The 14,010-nt window shown below is 70.2% G+C and carries 11 protein-coding genes; 6 read left to right on the plus strand and 5 right to left on the minus strand.

The window, feature by feature from the left end; all coding sequences use genetic code 11:
- The first annotated feature begins 192 nt into the window (after positions 1-192).
- Genes G4D87_RS06005 through G4D87_RS06015 form a run of 3 tightly spaced genes read left to right on the plus strand, consistent with a single transcriptional unit; the run spans position 193 to position 3,735 of the window.
- The gene (locus G4D87_RS06005; protein WP_011553366.1) at positions 193-807 is read left to right on the plus strand and encodes a deoxynucleoside kinase; all 615 of its coding nucleotides are present in this window, start codon (positions 193-195) and stop codon (positions 805-807) included.
- Positions 804-1,979, plus strand: coding sequence for a DUF2314 domain-containing protein (locus G4D87_RS06010; RefSeq protein ID WP_176410558.1), 1,176 nt, complete (start codon positions 804-806; stop codon positions 1,977-1,979). Before G4D87_RS06005 ends, G4D87_RS06010 begins: the two co-directional genes overlap by 4 nt.
- A gap of 55 nt (positions 1,980-2,034) precedes the next feature.
- Positions 2,035-3,735, plus strand: coding sequence for an FHA domain-containing protein (locus G4D87_RS06015; RefSeq protein WP_163779851.1), 1,701 nt, complete (start codon positions 2,035-2,037; stop codon positions 3,733-3,735).
- Positions 3,736-3,750: 15 nt separating this feature from the next.
- Here G4D87_RS06015 and G4D87_RS06020 read toward each other — a convergent pair whose 3' ends face one another.
- Positions 3,751-4,662 carry a DMT family transporter gene (locus G4D87_RS06020; RefSeq protein ID WP_163779853.1) on the minus strand — a complete coding sequence of 304 codons (912 nt, stop codon included), beginning with the start codon at positions 4,660-4,662 and terminating at the stop codon, positions 3,751-3,753.
- 75 nt (positions 4,663-4,737) lie between these two features.
- Between G4D87_RS06020 and G4D87_RS06025 the strand changes: the two genes are divergently transcribed.
- Entirely contained in the window at positions 4,738-5,649 is a 912-nt protein-coding gene (locus G4D87_RS06025) for a pseudouridine-5'-phosphate glycosidase (RefSeq protein WP_163779854.1), read from the plus strand.
- A gap of 21 nt (positions 5,650-5,670) precedes the next feature.
- On the opposite strand, the gene msrC is transcribed toward G4D87_RS06025, so the two are convergent.
- The gene (gene msrC, locus G4D87_RS06030; protein WP_163779856.1) at positions 5,671-6,156 is read right to left on the minus strand and encodes a free L-methionine (R)-S-oxide reductase MsrC; all 486 of its coding nucleotides are present in this window, start codon (positions 6,154-6,156) and stop codon (positions 5,671-5,673) included.
- A 98-nt stretch (positions 6,157-6,254) separates the two neighbouring features.
- On the opposite strand from msrC, the gene G4D87_RS06035 reads away from it, so the two are divergent.
- A complete protein-coding gene (locus G4D87_RS06035) occupies positions 6,255-6,992 on the plus strand; it encodes an SIR2 family NAD-dependent protein deacylase (RefSeq protein WP_163779858.1) in 738 nt (245 codons plus the stop codon).
- A 62-nt stretch (positions 6,993-7,054) separates the two neighbouring features.
- Here the strand turns inward: G4D87_RS06035 and G4D87_RS06040 are convergent, their stop codons facing one another.
- Positions 7,055-8,734 carry a serine/threonine protein kinase gene (locus G4D87_RS06040; protein WP_205507448.1) on the minus strand — a complete coding sequence of 560 codons (1,680 nt, stop codon included), beginning with the start codon at positions 8,732-8,734 and terminating at the stop codon, positions 7,055-7,057.
- A 122-nt stretch (positions 8,735-8,856) separates the two neighbouring features.
- Between G4D87_RS06040 and G4D87_RS06045 the strand changes: the two genes are divergently transcribed.
- Positions 8,857-10,818 carry an ABC-F family ATP-binding cassette domain-containing protein gene (locus tag G4D87_RS06045; protein ID WP_163779860.1) on the plus strand — a complete coding sequence of 654 codons (1,962 nt, stop codon included), beginning with the start codon at positions 8,857-8,859 and terminating at the stop codon, positions 10,816-10,818.
- A gap of 24 nt (positions 10,819-10,842) precedes the next feature.
- Here G4D87_RS06045 and G4D87_RS06050 read toward each other — a convergent pair whose 3' ends face one another.
- Positions 10,843-11,526 carry a TFIIB-type zinc ribbon-containing protein gene (locus G4D87_RS06050; RefSeq protein ID WP_163779862.1) on the minus strand — a complete coding sequence of 228 codons (684 nt, stop codon included), beginning with the start codon at positions 11,524-11,526 and terminating at the stop codon, positions 10,843-10,845.
- A gap of 51 nt (positions 11,527-11,577) precedes the next feature.
- Complete coding sequence (locus G4D87_RS06055) at positions 11,578-13,821, minus strand: ATP-binding protein (RefSeq protein ID WP_163779864.1); 2,244 nt, start codon at positions 13,819-13,821, stop codon at positions 11,578-11,580.
- Positions 13,822-14,010: the final 189 nt, after the last annotated feature.

Raw genomic sequence — 14,010 nt, forward strand, 5'->3', positions numbered from 1 at the left:
TGCCCGGGCCCGCGGGCTTGCCCGCCGAAGCTCCCTGTCCAGGCGGTCAGGCGGCGACCCCCACGAGGGAGGACGGCGGCACCTGTCACGCGTTGAACGGGACGACGGGGGGGCATGCACTTCTTCTACCACGTCCTACCTACACGTTGTTTCTGGTGCGCGCCGCTCGGCGGGGTTACAAGCAGGGGTGGTGTGGCCAGGAAAAAGTTCATCGCCATCGCGGGCAACATCGGCGCCGGAAAGACGGAGCTGACGTCCTTCCTCTGCCGGAAGTACGGGTTGACGCCCTCCTTCGAACCCAACGACCAGAACCCCTATCTGGCGGACTTCTACAAGGACATGAAGACGTGGGCGTTCCGCTCGCAGCTCTTCTTCCTGACGCACAAGTTCCGCCTGCACCGGGAACTGGAGCGCACCTCCGGGACGGTGCTTCAGGACCGCACCCTCTATGAGGACGCGGAGATTTTCGCCAAGAACCTCCACCGGCAGCGGCTCATCGACAAGCGGGACTGGAAGACGTACTGCGAGCTGTACGAGACGATTTCGGAGTCGTTGCGGCCCCCCGACCTGATGATCTACCTCCGCTGCCCGGTGCAGACGATTCGTGAGCGCATCCGCATCCGCGGCCGGGCCATGGAGCGGGACATCCCCACCCGCTACCTGCAGCGCCTCAACGCCCTCTATGAGGAGTGGTTCGAGGGCTACCGCCTGTCGCCGGTGCTCGTGCTTCCCACGGACAAGCTCGACTATTTGACCAACCTGGTGGACCGCGTGGACCTCTTCCGGCAGATCGAGAAGCACCTGTGATGGAGGTCTACCTGCTGGCGACGGAGCAGGAGGGCCCGGCGCCCCTCGAGGCACTGCGCGCGTCCTTCGCGAACGATGAGGTGGAGTTCACCCCGGACGCGGACGGCGAGGGGTTCACGCTGCGGGCGGACGGCTCCGAGGTGCTGGTGCGTCTGACGCGGGGCTCCGAGGGCCTGCCGCGCTTCCGCAAGGAGGTGTTCAGCGGCAGCCCGGACGCCTTCGAGCGGCTGGGGCGCGCCACGGCCTACTACCATCTGTCCGTGGAGCCGGGTGGAGCGCAGCCCACGCTGCCTGTCTTCGAGGCGCTGTGGGCCGTGCGCACGCTGCTGGAGCACGTCCAGGGCGTGCTGGTGGACCTCACCGCCTTCAAGCTCCATGAACCCGACGACGTGGTGGAAATCACGGAGCTGGACTTCGACATCCGAGACCACGTCCACCTCCATGCCGTGGAGGCGACGGAGGGGGACACGCCCCTGTGGGTGCACTCGCACGGGATGGAGAAGTTCGGGGCTCGGGACCTGGAAATCTTCCACCTGGCCGAGAAGGACCTGCTGGCCGCGGAGAGCTTCCTTCACGAGCTGTGCACCGACCTGGCCTTCGGGCAGGGGCCGGCGTTGCGCACCCAGGTGGGCACCAGCGAGGGACAGGTCTTCACGCTCGTGCCCTCGGAAGAGGCCCGCGCCAACCTGTTGGGCGTCCCCCTGGACACCTTCGAGGGCCATGAGGGGCTCTTCCTCACCGTGGTGTCCCCGCTGGGCCGGCACAACACGTCCCAACTGCTGGAGCCCTATCGCGAGCGCTTCGAGAAGGAGCCCGAGGAGCAGACCCAGGCCATGCGGCGCGAGGCCCAATTGGTGCTCCCGTCCTTCCTGGCGCGCTTCCAGCGCAGGGGCCTGATGGAGCCGCTCACCTTCCTGGTGCGCGCACCCTTCGACACCCACCCTGAAGGGAACACCGTCACGGAAAACTTGTGGCTGGAGGTCATGGGCCGGGACGAGGGCTCCGTGGTGGGCAAGCTCGTGGATGGCGCAGTGCATACAACCGAGTGGCGCAAGGGCGCCCACGTAGAGGTCGCGGAGACCCAGGTCAACGCGCTGGCCATCAGCCGGGAAGGCCGGGCGTTGGACGAACGGGAACTCCGTGAACTCCTGAACGCCGAACGGCCGATGTAGCAAGCGGCGCCGGGGGCCTTGCCCGGCCATCGCGGGGCGCTAGGCTCCGCGCCCCATGCCCGCCCTCCTGCTGCTCACCGGTCCTTCCGCGGGGCGTCGTCACGACGTGCTCGCGGAGGCGACGATTGGCCGCAGTCCGTCGTGTGAAATCCCGCTGGATGACCATCAAGTCTCCCGCAAGCACGCGCTGATCTCCGTCCTCGACGGGCAGTCGTGCATCCGCGACTTGCGCTCGCGCAACGGGACGTTCGTCAACGGCGAGCGCCTCGTGGGCGAAGTGGTGCTCAAGCCCGGTGACCAGGTGCGCGTGGGCGCGACGACGGCCCTCTTCGAGCCGCCCCCGGTGACGCTGGTGGCCGATGGGCCGGAGAAGGTCGGGCAGGTTCCGATTGAAGAAGTGCTGCCTCACGTGGGCACGGCGGCGGCGATGTACTCGGCGGGCATTGCCTTGTTGGGGGCAACCAGTGGCGCCCTGGTGCTGCGGCGCCTGGCGGACGAGGTCGCGCACGCGCTCAATGCCGACCGCGCGGCCGCGCTGCTGGGCAGCAGTGATGGCTTGCTCACCGCGGCGGTGGCGGGCGCGGAGGCGCTGACGATGCCGCGCGCGCTGGCGCAAGCCGCGCTGGAGCGCAAGGAGCTCGTCCAGACGGATGACACCCTCTGCGCGCCCCTGGTTGCCTCGGGCGGCATGCCCTTCGGCGTGCTGTACGTGACACGGGCGGAGCCGAAGTTCAGCGAGGGCGAGGGCCAGTTGCTCGCGGCGCTGGGACGCTTGGGTGGCGAGGCCTACACCACCGTGCGCTCCCGCGTGGAGGCGGAGCCGCCCGTGGCCGCGCTCTCCGGTACGTCCCGGCCGCTGCGGGCCTTGTTGGAGCTGGCGCGCCGGGTGGCCGCCAGCGCCGCGCCGGTGGTGATTCATGGCGAGCCGGGCGTGGGCAAGGCGCTGCTGGCCCGCTTCGTCCATGCGCGTTCGCCTCGGGCCCTGGGGCCCTTCATCGTGGTGGACTGCCGGGAGCCCGCCGAGGCCGTGGAGGAGGCGCTGTTCGGCAGGGCGAGCGCGCCCGGGCATCCGCCCGTCGTGTCCGCGCTGCTGCGCGCGGATGGGGGCTCGCTGGTGCTGCTCCACGTGGAGTCGCTCGCGCGGCCCGCCGCGGAGCGGCTGGCGCGGGCCTTGGCTCGGCGCTCGGCGCCCGCGCGTCAGGGGGGCGAGGAGCCCGTGGATGTGCGGGTGCTGGCGACCGCGCCCGCGTCGGTGACGTTGCTGGCGGCGCGTGGTGACGTGGAGTCCTCGTTGGCTCGGGTGTTGTCGGGCTTCGAGCTGGACGCTCCGCCCATCCGTGAGCGGCGCGCGGACGTGCTCCCGCTGCTGGAGCAGTTCGCGGCGCGCGCGGCCCGCCGGATTCGCAAGGAACCCCCGACGCTCAGTCCCGAGGCCCGGCGGCTGCTGATGGAGTACGCGTGGCCGCAGAACCTGCGCGAGCTGGAGTTGGTGGGCGAGCGCCTGGGCCTGCTGTACGCGTCAAGCCGCGTGGGCGCGCTGCAGCTGCCCCCGGAGTTCCAGGAGGGCGGCGACGAGGGCGACAAGACGCTGCAGGGGCGCGTGGCCCGGCTGGAGCGCGACGCCATCGCCGAGGCCCTGCGCGAGGCGTCGGGGAAGAAGGTCCGCGCCGCGGAGCTGCTCGGCATCAGCCGGCCCACGCTGGACAAGAAGATTGAGGAGTACGGACTCGCGGTGGAGCGGGGTCGCCGGGAGTGAGTCAGGCCGCGGGGCCTACGACTTCCGCCGGCTGAGCAGCACGCCGGTGAGCACGAGCCCCGCGCCGAGCACCTGCATCCAGGTGGGGCGCTCTCCGCGCACGGCCCACGCCGTGAGGGCGGCCACCACGGGGATGCCGGTGTTGTAGAGGCCCGCGCGGCTGCTGCCCACCCTCTGCACGGTGCGGCCCCAGATGAAGTACGCGAGCACCAGCGGCACCAGCGCCGAGTACACCACGCCCGCCCAGGCGCCGGCGGTGATGTTCTGGGTCTCCAGGCGCAGCAGCTCGGGCACGCCCGCGAGCACCACGCCCGGCGCGCCCGTCAGCATGCTGATGGCGGTGATGCGCAGCGCGGACACCTCCGGGCCCACGGTGCGAATGCCCACCGTGTAGAGTGCCCAGCAGAGGCTGGCGCCGACGATGAGCCCGTCGCCCAGCGAGGACGCGCCATGTTGGGACGCGCCGCGTCCTCCCAGCACCAGCAGCATCCCCACCACGCCCAGGCCCAGGGCCGCGACGAGCGGGCGGGTGAGCCGCTCCACGCCGAACAGGGCGCCGAGCGTGGCCACCAGCACCGGCGTCACCGCCGTCAGCATCCCGCTGTTCGCCACCGAGGTGTTCGCCAGGCCGAGGATGAAGCACAACTGGTACACGGTGTTGCCCACCAGCCCGAGCCCCAGCAGCTTGAGGAACACCGGGCGGGGAAGCGGCTTCCAGCCTTCGACGCCGAGGAGCAACGCGCCCATGGCCAACGCCGCGATGGTGAAGCGCAGCGACATGAAGGCCAGGGGCGGGAGCGTCTCCATCGCCTCCTTCACCACCGTGTAGTTGGTGCCCCAGACAACCACGACGCCGACGATGGCCAGGTCGGACGCGGAGAAGCCGCGCGAAGGGGCGGGCACGACGGCGGTGGTGGACGTGGACACGGCGGCAGGGGAATAGGCCCCAGGGGCCGCGCGCGCAAGCCGACGTTGGGAGACGGGCATGCTAAACGCCTGGGCATGGACCTACGCTTTTCGGAAGAGGTGCGTCGCGCGCTCGAGGCCGGCCAACCGCTGGTGGCCCTGGAGACGAGCGTCGTGGCCCAGGGCCTTCCCTATCCGGACAACCTGGCCGCCGCCCGGGCATGTGAGGAGGCCATCCGCCGCGCTGGCGCCGTTCCCGCCGCCACCGCCATCATCGATGGGCAGCTGTGCATCGGGCTGGAGGAGCCGGAGATGCGCCGGTTGGCGGAGGGCAAGGAGCGCCTGCTCAAGCTGGGCTCCCGGGACCTGGCCGTCGCCATGGCCACGCGCGCCACGGGTGGCACCACCGTGAGCGCCACGTGTGAAATGGCCGCCGCCGCGGGCATCCGGGTCTTCTCCACCGGCGGCATTGGGGGGGTGCACCGCGGGGCGTCGGAGCACTTCGACATCTCCCAGGACATCGCCGCGCTGGCGCGCTTCCCCGTCGCCGTGGTGTGCGCGGGCGCCAAGTCCGTGCTGGACCTGCCCAAGACGATGGAGTTGCTGGAGACGGCCGGCGTGCCCGTCATCGGCGTGGGGACGGACGAGCTGCCGTCCTTTTACAGCCGTGGCTCCGGGATTCCCCTGGAGCACCGCGCGGATGACGTGGACACGGCCGCCCGCATCGCCCGCGCCCGCTTCGAGTCGCTGAAGCAGGGCGGGGTGCTCTACACCGTGCCTCCGCCCGAGGAGACGTCCCTGCCTCGCAACGAGGTGGAGCTGCACATCGCCGCGACGCTCGCCGACGCGGACCGGCAGGGCATCCGCGGCAAGGGCGTGACGCCCTTCCTCCTGTCGGAGATGGCGAAGCGCACCGGGGGCAAGACGCTCAAGGCCAACCTGGCCCTGCTCACCCACAACGCGCGCTTCGCCGGGCAGCTCGCCGTGGCGTACGCCCGCGCGCGCTGAGCGCCCGGCCGCGGGCCGCCGCTACCGCTGGAACCAGCGCACCAGGTCTTCCAGCTCGCGGCGGTCCACCTCGTCGAAGGTGTTCTTGTGCTCGGAGTCGATGTCGAGCACGGCGAGCAGCTCCCGGTTGCGGCCGAACACCGGGACGACAATCTCCGACGTCGAGCGTCCGTCGCAGGTGATGTGGCCCGGGAAGGCGTGGACGTCCGCCACCACCATCGTCTCGCCCTTCGCCGCGGCGGCGCCGCACACGCCCTTGCCGAAGGGAATCTCCAGGCACCCGAGCGTGCCCTGGTAGGGGCCCACGCGGAGCAGCTTCCCCGGCGTGACGACGCGATAGAAGCCCGTCCACAGGTGCCCGAAGGCGTGGTGCAGCAGGCAGCTCATGGTGGCCATGCCGGTGATGTCATCATCAATGCCCTCGAGCACCGCGCGCGCGTGCTGCTTCAGCTCGGCGTAGGCTTCGGCCTTGGGCATGCCGCGCAGATCCAGAGTGACTTCCGCCATGATGGGACCTCGCAAGGCGACCTCCGGGAGCGTCAGGCCCCGGTAGAGTCAGCGTCCCCTCCATAGCTTGATTCGCTTTCCGCCGCACAGGAGCCGACATGGATTCGCTCATCCTCGATTCGAATACCTGGCTGCTCGTTCTCACGGGCGCGGGAGTCTCCGCTGAGAGCGGAGTCCCCACCTTCCGTGGGATGAGCGGACTCTGGGAGGACCAACCCGTGGAGGCCGTGGCGTCGCCCGAGGGCTTCCGGAAGGATCCGTCGCGGGTGTGGCGCTTCTACTCGGAGCGCCGCAAGGGCGCCGCCGCCGTCCACCCCAATCCGGGCCACGAGGCGCTCGTCGCCTGGGAGCGCCACCTGGGGGACCGCTTCCTGCTCGCCACCCAGAACGTCGACGGCCTGCACACCCGCGCCGGGAGTCAGCGGGTGGTGGAGATGCACGGCAACCTCTTCAAGACGCGCTGCAGCCGCTGCGAGCGGCCCCCGTTCGACGACGCCACCGTGTACCCCACGGGGTCGGTGCCCGAGTGCGATGCGTGTGGCAAGCAGCTGCGGCCCCACATCGTCTGGTTCGGCGAGTACCTGGACCCGGCGGACATCCAGCGCATCGAGGACTTCTCGCTGCGGGCCGCCACCTCGGGGAGACGCCTCGTCTTCCTGGCGGCGGGGACGTCCGGCGCCGTGTACCCGGCCGCTGGAATCGTGGACCAGGTGCGCAAGGCCGGCGGGGACACGTGGCTCGTCAACCTGGACCCGGCGGAGAACTCCAACCGCTTCGAGCACCGCGTCGTGGGCAGGAGCGGGGAAGTCCTCCCGACGCTCGCGAAGCTCGCCTGACGCGGATGGCGGAAGGACCGACCGGGGGCACCGCGGCGCTCCCGCGCGCCCCTCGGTGGGGACTACTCGAAGACGGAGATGTCCGGACCGGACGGGCTCGCCGGCTTCGGCGGGGGGCGTGGCGAACGCCCGGGGCCCGCGGCTCGCACGGGCTCCAGCACCACGTTCGCCGTCTGTGTATTCCCAGCCACCCGGCGCAGGTTGAGCGTGAGCTCCTTGTCCTGGTGTCCCGGCATGCGGAAGCTGAAGGAGTGCACCTTGTCGCGGCGGAGCTGGAGCTTCGTGGGCGTGGTGCCCACCATCTCCTCGCCTTCGTAGATGGATGCGCCGGACGGCGTCGAGGCGAGGCTCACGGTGAGGAGGGACGGCTCCTCGGGTGTCCCCGTCGCGACCTGCGTCGTGGCCGGTGAGGCATCGCGGGGGACGTTCACCTCCACCGGCGTCGCGGGGGCGCCGTCGCCACCCTGGGTGCCCAGGACCACGGCCGCGCCAATGCCCAGCAGGACCAGCGGCACGGCGACCAGGGCCACCTTCTTGCCGGTGGACATGCCCTCCGGCTCAGGGGGCGGAGGCGGCGCGGACCGGGACGTCTGCGAGCGGCCGCGGCTGGGGGAGGACGCGGCGCCGCCACCGCCGCCCTGGGTCCTGGCGACGACGACGTTGGAGGGCGTGGAGCCCCGGCCCAGGGTCGGCGCGGCGCCCACCCGCGAGGAGCGGATGCCGCTCTGGCTGCCCTGACGGTTGGAGCGGCTGCGGCTGTTGCTGCCGCGCTCGCTGGCGCTGGAGACGCCGCCGCTCGGCATGGCGTCGAGCTCCTCGGAGGTGAGGTCCGCCACGGTGTCCAGCATCGCGTCGATGAACTCCTGCGCGTTCTGGTACCGGTCCTCCTTCTCCGGGGCGAGCGCCTTCTTGAAGAAGGCATCCAGCGCGGCCGGCACCGGGGCGCCCTGGCGCTTGGTGTTGACGGCGGGCACCGGCTGGGTGAGCGACGCCGTCAGCGCCTTGCGCACCGTGTTCGCGCCGAAGGGCGAGCTGCCGGTGAGGCAGAAGTAGAGCACGCCCGCCATGGAGTAGAGGTCGGAGCGCTGGTCCACGGACTCGCCGCCGGCCTGCTCGGGCGGCATGTACTGGGGCGTGCCCAGCACCTGGCCGGTGGAGGTGAGCTGCTCCTCCTCCTCGGCCTCCATGGCCTTCACCAGGCCGAAGTCCAGCACCTTGACGAAGTCCTGGCCGCTGAGCTGCTGCACCATGATGTTGTGCGGCTTCAAGTCACGGTGGACGCAGCCCTCCGCGTGCGCGTGCGCCAGCCCCTGCGACGCCTGCTCCACGAGGCTCAAGGCCCGGCGCAGGGACATGGGGCCCTGGCGCTTCACCGTCTCCTTCAGGCTTTCGCCCTCCAGGAGCTCCATCACGTAGTAGCAGGTGCCGTCCGGCGACCGGCCGAAGTCGAAGATGGTGATGACGTTGGGGTGGCGCAGCCGGCTGGCGAGCTCCGCCTCCCGGCGAAAGCGCTCGAAGAACTGGGGGGCGGCGGCCAGCGACGGGTTGAGCGTCTTCACCGCCACCGGGCGCTGCACGGACGTCTGGGTGGCGCGGAACACCATGCCCATGCCGCCCTGGCCCAGGACGCTTTCGATTTTATAACGGCCGTCGAGCACCTGGCCGAGGAGCTGGAGGCTCTGGCCTGAGCAGAGGTGGTCGACGCCGTCGGTGCTTCCGCAATGGGGACAGGGGGCAGCCATGTGGGGCCAGAGTATAGACAGGCCCCGGCCCAACCCGGAAAGCCCCTGTGGGGCCCCAGAGCGAACGGGCAGGCACATCCGACATTCCCGAGGAGCCCGCGGGCTGTTACATCCCCGGCGCCATGAGCCTCGTCATCGCCCAGGACCTCTGCCTCTCGTACGGAAAGAAGGTCCTCTTCGATCAGGACAGCTTCACGCTGGGTCCCAGGGACCGGGTGGGCCTCGTAGGGGCCAACGGGACAGGCAAGAGCTCGCTGATGAAAATCCTGGCGGGCGTGGCCCAGCCCGACTCGGGGACGGTGCAGTACAGCCGCAAGGCCCGCGCGGGCTACCTGCCGCAGGAAATCGCCGGCCTGCCGGAGGGCACCGTGGTGGAGGCGGTGATGAGCACCGTGCCCGGCCGTGATGCGATGGAGGCGCGCCTCAAGGAGACCGAGGAGGCGCTCGCCGCCGCCACGGACGAGGAGGACCAGCTGGAGCTGTCCCAGTCCCTGGCGGACCTGCACGCGGAGTTGGACGACTTCGAGAACCGCTACGGCCGCCACCACGCCGAGCGCATCCTCAAGGGCCTGGGCTTCCGCGACGCGGACCTGGCCAAGCCCACCTCCGCGCTGTCCGGCGGCTGGCGGATGCGCGCGGCCCTGGCGGGGCTGCTGCTCCAGGACCCGGACCTGCTCCTGCTGGACGAGCCCACCAACCACCTGGACGTGCCCACGCTCACCTGGTTCGACGACTTCATGCGCCGCTCCAACAAGGCGCTGGTGCTCATCTCCCACGACAAGGACTTCCTCAACCGGCAGATCAACCGGGTGGTGTCCCTGGAAGTGGAGGGCGTGCGCGAGTACGCGGGGAACTACGACGAGTACAAGCGCCTGCGCGCCGAGGAGAAGGAGCTGCTCCGGGCCCGCGCCGAGAAGGTGGAGTCACGTCGCGCGGAGCTGCAGGGCTTCATCGACCGCTTCGGCGCCAAGGCCACCAAGGCGCGGCAGGCGCAGAGCCGCGCCAAGATGTTGGAGAAGCTGGAGAAGGTGCAGGTCCTGGAGGAGCGGACGTCGATGAAGTTCCGCTTCCCCGAGGTCGAGCGGAGCGGGCGCGACGTGGTGACGCTGGAGGGCATCACCAAGCGGTACGGTGCGCAGACCATCTACGACGGCCTCACCGGGCGCGTGGAGCGTGGGCAGCGCATCGCCGTGGTGGGCGCGAATGGCGCGGGCAAGACGACGCTCCTGAAGATGGTCGCTGGTGAGCTGGCGCCGGACACCGGGACGGTGACGCTGGGGCACAACGTGGTGGTGGGCTATTACGCGCAGCACCACGCGGACAAGCTGAACCGGCAGAACACCATCATCGAAGAGGTGCGCCCGCTGGCCGCGGACAAGCCGGAGAGCTACGTGCGCGGCGTGCTGGGCGCGTTCCTCTTCAGCGGCGACGACGTGGAGAAACCCATTGGCGTGCTGAGTGGGGGTGAGCGCGCGCGGGTGGCGCTGGCCAAGCTGTTGCTGGTGCCGTCCAACTTCCTGCTGATGGACGAGCCCACCAACCACCTGGACCTGGACTCGGCCGAGATGTTGATTGAAGCGCTGAAGGGCTACGGCGGCACGCTGCTGTTCGTCAGCCACAGCCGGAGCTTCATCAACGGCCTGTCGTCGCACGTGTGGGAGGTGGCGGACGGGAAGCTCACGCCGCACCCGGGCAACCTGGACGACTACCTGTACCACCAGCAGAAGCTCCAGCAGGCGGCGGCGGAGGCCGCGGCCCCGGCGCGGGGCGACAAGGTGGCCTCCGGGCCGATGACGGAGAAGGACCGCAAGCGGCTGGAGGCGGAGGCGCGCCAGCGGCGCAGCGTGGTGGAGGGGCCCCTCAAGAAGGAGATCGCGAAGCTGGAGGCCCGCATCGCCGAGGTGGAGGCCGGACAGAAGGAGCGCGAGGCGCAGCTCGCGGACCCGGCCCTCTACAACGACTTCGCGCGCGCCAAGCCGCTGATGGACACGCACCGCGCGAGCAAGGACGAGCTGGAAGACCTCTATGCCCGCTGGGAGGCCGCGCAGGAGAAGCTGGCCGAGGCGACCGCGTCACTGGGGTGAGGCCTTGCGGGCGTCCGCCGTGAGTCAGAAGCGATAGGTGGGTCCGGAGCCGGACGTCAGCTGCTTGAGCAGCCAGATCATGCCGGCGGAGACGAAGCCGCCAACATTGACCACGGGCCCCCGCCGACTGGGGACGATGAGGGGGACGCCCTTGCCGCTGTCCATCTCTTCCGTGAACGGGGTTGCGCCGCTCGGGGCGCAGCTTCCGCAGTAGAGGGCTTCCTCCCATACAAAACCATGCGCTGGCAGCATGTCTCGCCGGCACGCGGCGCAGCACGGCTTCCCTTCGATTCGCACCGTGGGCCGGAGGTCGAGCGGCGCGTTGCGGTACGTGCTGACGGCGGCTTGGAGTTGCTGGAGCTCGCCCGCGTCCAGGGCAACCCCCGCGCAGCCCGAGCACACCTCCAGGGGGACGTCGAACACCTCCACCACGGGCAGGGGCGCATGTCCGCAGCGCGGGCAGGTGGGGGAGCGTGTCGAGCAGTGGGGACACTCCGGAACGGACTGGAGCTCACCGTGGCAGCCCTTGCAGCTTCCCGGCCGGTCCTTCGCGCGGCGCAGGAGCGCGTCCGAGACGGCGCCTCCCATGACCTTCGCGAGCGCATCGCCTTCGAACCACACGGCGCCGCAGTCACCACAGGTCTCCAGGGGAAGCTCACCGCTCGGAGCGGGCTGCATCGCGGATTGGCAGAAAGGGCATGCGCTCATGGGAATCACCCTATAGGGGCTCGCCCCCAGGGGCGAAAGCGGTGTCGGTCGCTACGCGCGGAGCCGCTTGCGGCGCTCCCGCTTGGCGCGGGCCTCCACGTGGGAGGTCTTGCCCACGTCGCGCAGCTCGTCGGGCACGGACAAGGACTGCGACGGCCGCTTCCCGGCGGGCAGGCCCTCCACGGAGGTGGCGTCCGCGGGCTGCTGCTCGGAGGGGAGGGCGGGGAAGCGGATGACGAACGTGGTGCCTTCGCCCACCTTGCTCTGCACGGAGATGCTGCCGCCGTGGTTCTTCACGATGCGCTGGCAGATGGCCAGCCCCAGGCCGGTGCCCTTCTGTTTCGTCGTGTAGAAGGGCACGAAGATGTGCGGGTGCTGGTCCGGAGGAATGCCGGGGCCGTTGTCGGACACCTGCACCTCCACGAACTCGGCGCCGGCGCTGCGCAGCTCCCCGAAGCGCTCCGGCTTCTCCGTGCGCACGCTAATGCGGCCCTCGCGCGTCCCGAGCGCCTGCACCGCGTTCTGCACCAGGTTGATGAGCACCTGCTTGAGCTGCTCCGCGTCGCCGTCCACGCGCGGCAACATCAAGTCCAGCTCCACGGCCAGGTGGAGGTTGGAGGGCACGTCGTTCTGGATGAGCCGCATGGTGCGCGTCACCACCTCGTTGAGGTCGGTGGTGCCGAAGCTCTGCTTCATCGGACGCGCGTAGTCGAGGAACGCCGTCACCACGCCGTTGAGCCGGTTGACCTCCTCGACGATGACGTCGAGGAACTCGGCGTCCTCGCCGTGGAACTGCGACGGGTCCAGGCACTGCGCCGCGCCCTTGATGGCGCCCAGCGGGTTGCGAATCTCATGCGCGAGCCCCGCCGCCATCTCACCCAGCGCGGCCAGACGGTCCCGCTCGCGAATCTTCTCGTAGAGCTTGGAGTTCTCCAGCACCGTCGCCAGCCGCTCCGCCACCTCCAGGATGATGGCGATTTCGTCGGACGCGAAGGCCTCCGGCACCCGTTCGTCCCACAGGTTGAGGAACCCGATGACGCGGTCATTGCCCATCAGCGGCACGGCGATGCCGGCCTTCACCTGCACCAGCGCCGCGCGCGTGTCGTTGAGCCGCTTGAGCTCGTCCCGGTAGCGCTTGCCCTCCACCGCCTGCAGCCGCATGGTGGCCATGCGGCGCTCCACGTTCTCCCGCAGCACCGCCTTCTGTCCGCTGGCCGCCGCGAACAGCAGGCCGCGCGCCACCGCCGTGTCCAGGAAGGCCACCGGCAGCGGGCCTCGCGAGTCCAGCAGCCGGTACCCGGGCCGGTCCTCCGCCAGCAGGTACACGGAGGCGTGCGTCACGCGGCCCGTCTCATGGAGCGTGTCCAGCACCAGCCGGGCCAGCTCGGAAATCTCGATGACGTTCGCGATGCGCACGCGCAGCGAGCCCAGCGAGTCCAGGAGGGCGAAGCGCTCGCGGAAGAAGATGCGCACCACCATCTCCTCCACCTTCACCTTCAGCGGCTCCAGGAGGATGAGGATGACGAACGCGGCCACCACCGTGTTGAAGAGGAAGAGGCCGGTGTTCTCCTTCCCCCACGCCGTCAGCACCGTGAAGACGGCGGCCAGGATGCTGGCCAGCACCGTCTGCGAGGCAATCTTGCCCAGCAGCTCGTGCAGGTCCATGAGCCGCAGCCGCAGCAGCGTGTGGGCCAGGAAGAACAGGTACAGCGTGGAGAAGACCGACCCCAGCGTGGGGAAGGGGATGCCGAAGCTGACCAGGAAATCCAGCGCGGAGAAGAGGATGGCCGCGCCCGCGCCAATGGCCAGGTACGCCAGCCGGAACTTCTCGATGCGCGACTCCGTGGTGCGCACCCGGTGGAGCAGCAAGGAGCCGTAGGTCAGCAACGTGCCCAGCACCCACACGCCCATGCCCACCCGGGCCCAGAGCTTGTCGGCCAGGGGGGTGACGGCCACGGTCAGCCCCAGCACGGCGGACAGCAGGGCGAGCCGGCGGCCCACCAGGTTCGTCCCCTTGCTGACGCCCAGGAACTCCAGGAAGAAGGCGACGGCCGCGCCCGGCACCAGCGAGCCCACCAGGAGGGTGGCGCCCACGAAGATGCGAGATGTCCACGGGTAGTCGCCGGCCGGGAAGATGCTGTGAAAGAAGAGCGAAAGGTAGTAGCCGGCCACCGTCAGCGCGAAGACGGAGTACAGCGTCAGTACCCTGGGCCTGCCGGGCCGCAGCAACATGGACACGCCCAGGGCGAGCCCGATGATGGATGCCAGCAGCGCGCTCTGTGTCCGGATGTCCATGAGGAGGCGGACAGTCTAACCTGTGTCAGCCTCCGGAAATTTTCCATGACCTGCTGGTTGTCCTGGGGCGAGCCCGCGCGCATCTCCCTGGGAACCCGCCCCCGCGTATGAAGCCCTTCCTTTCCAAGCTCGCCGTCGCCGCCTCCGCGCTCCTGATGACCGCGCAGGCCCAGGGTACTGACGCTGTAC

The organism is Myxococcus vastator, assembly GCF_010894475.1.
Lineage (GTDB): Bacteria > Myxococcota > Myxococcia > Myxococcales > Myxococcaceae > Myxococcus > Myxococcus vastator.

Bases quoted from the DNA above. Each gene is read 5' to 3' on its own strand.
- G4D87_RS06045 (WP_163779860.1), top strand. From the start codon at position 8,857: ATGAGCCTCGTCATCGCCCAGGACCTCTGCCTCTCGTACGGAAAGAAG.
- msrC (WP_163779856.1), bottom strand. From the start codon at position 6,156: ATGGCGGAAGTCACTCTGGATCTGCGCGGCATGCCCAAGGCCGAAGCC.
- G4D87_RS06055 (WP_163779864.1), bottom strand. From the start codon at position 13,821: ATGGACATCCGGACACAGAGCGCGCTGCTGGCATCCATCATCGGGCTC.
- G4D87_RS06040 (WP_205507448.1), bottom strand. From the start codon at position 8,734: ATGGCTGCCCCCTGTCCCCATTGCGGAAGCACCGACGGCGTCGACCAC.
- G4D87_RS06025 (WP_163779854.1), top strand. From the start codon at position 4,738: ATGGACCTACGCTTTTCGGAAGAGGTGCGTCGCGCGCTCGAGGCCGGC.
- G4D87_RS06015 (WP_163779851.1), top strand. From the start codon at position 2,035: ATGCCCGCCCTCCTGCTGCTCACCGGTCCTTCCGCGGGGCGTCGTCAC.
- G4D87_RS06050 (WP_163779862.1), bottom strand. From the start codon at position 11,526: ATGAGCGCATGCCCTTTCTGCCAATCCGCGATGCAGCCCGCTCCGAGC.
- G4D87_RS06035 (WP_163779858.1), top strand. From the start codon at position 6,255: ATGGATTCGCTCATCCTCGATTCGAATACCTGGCTGCTCGTTCTCACG.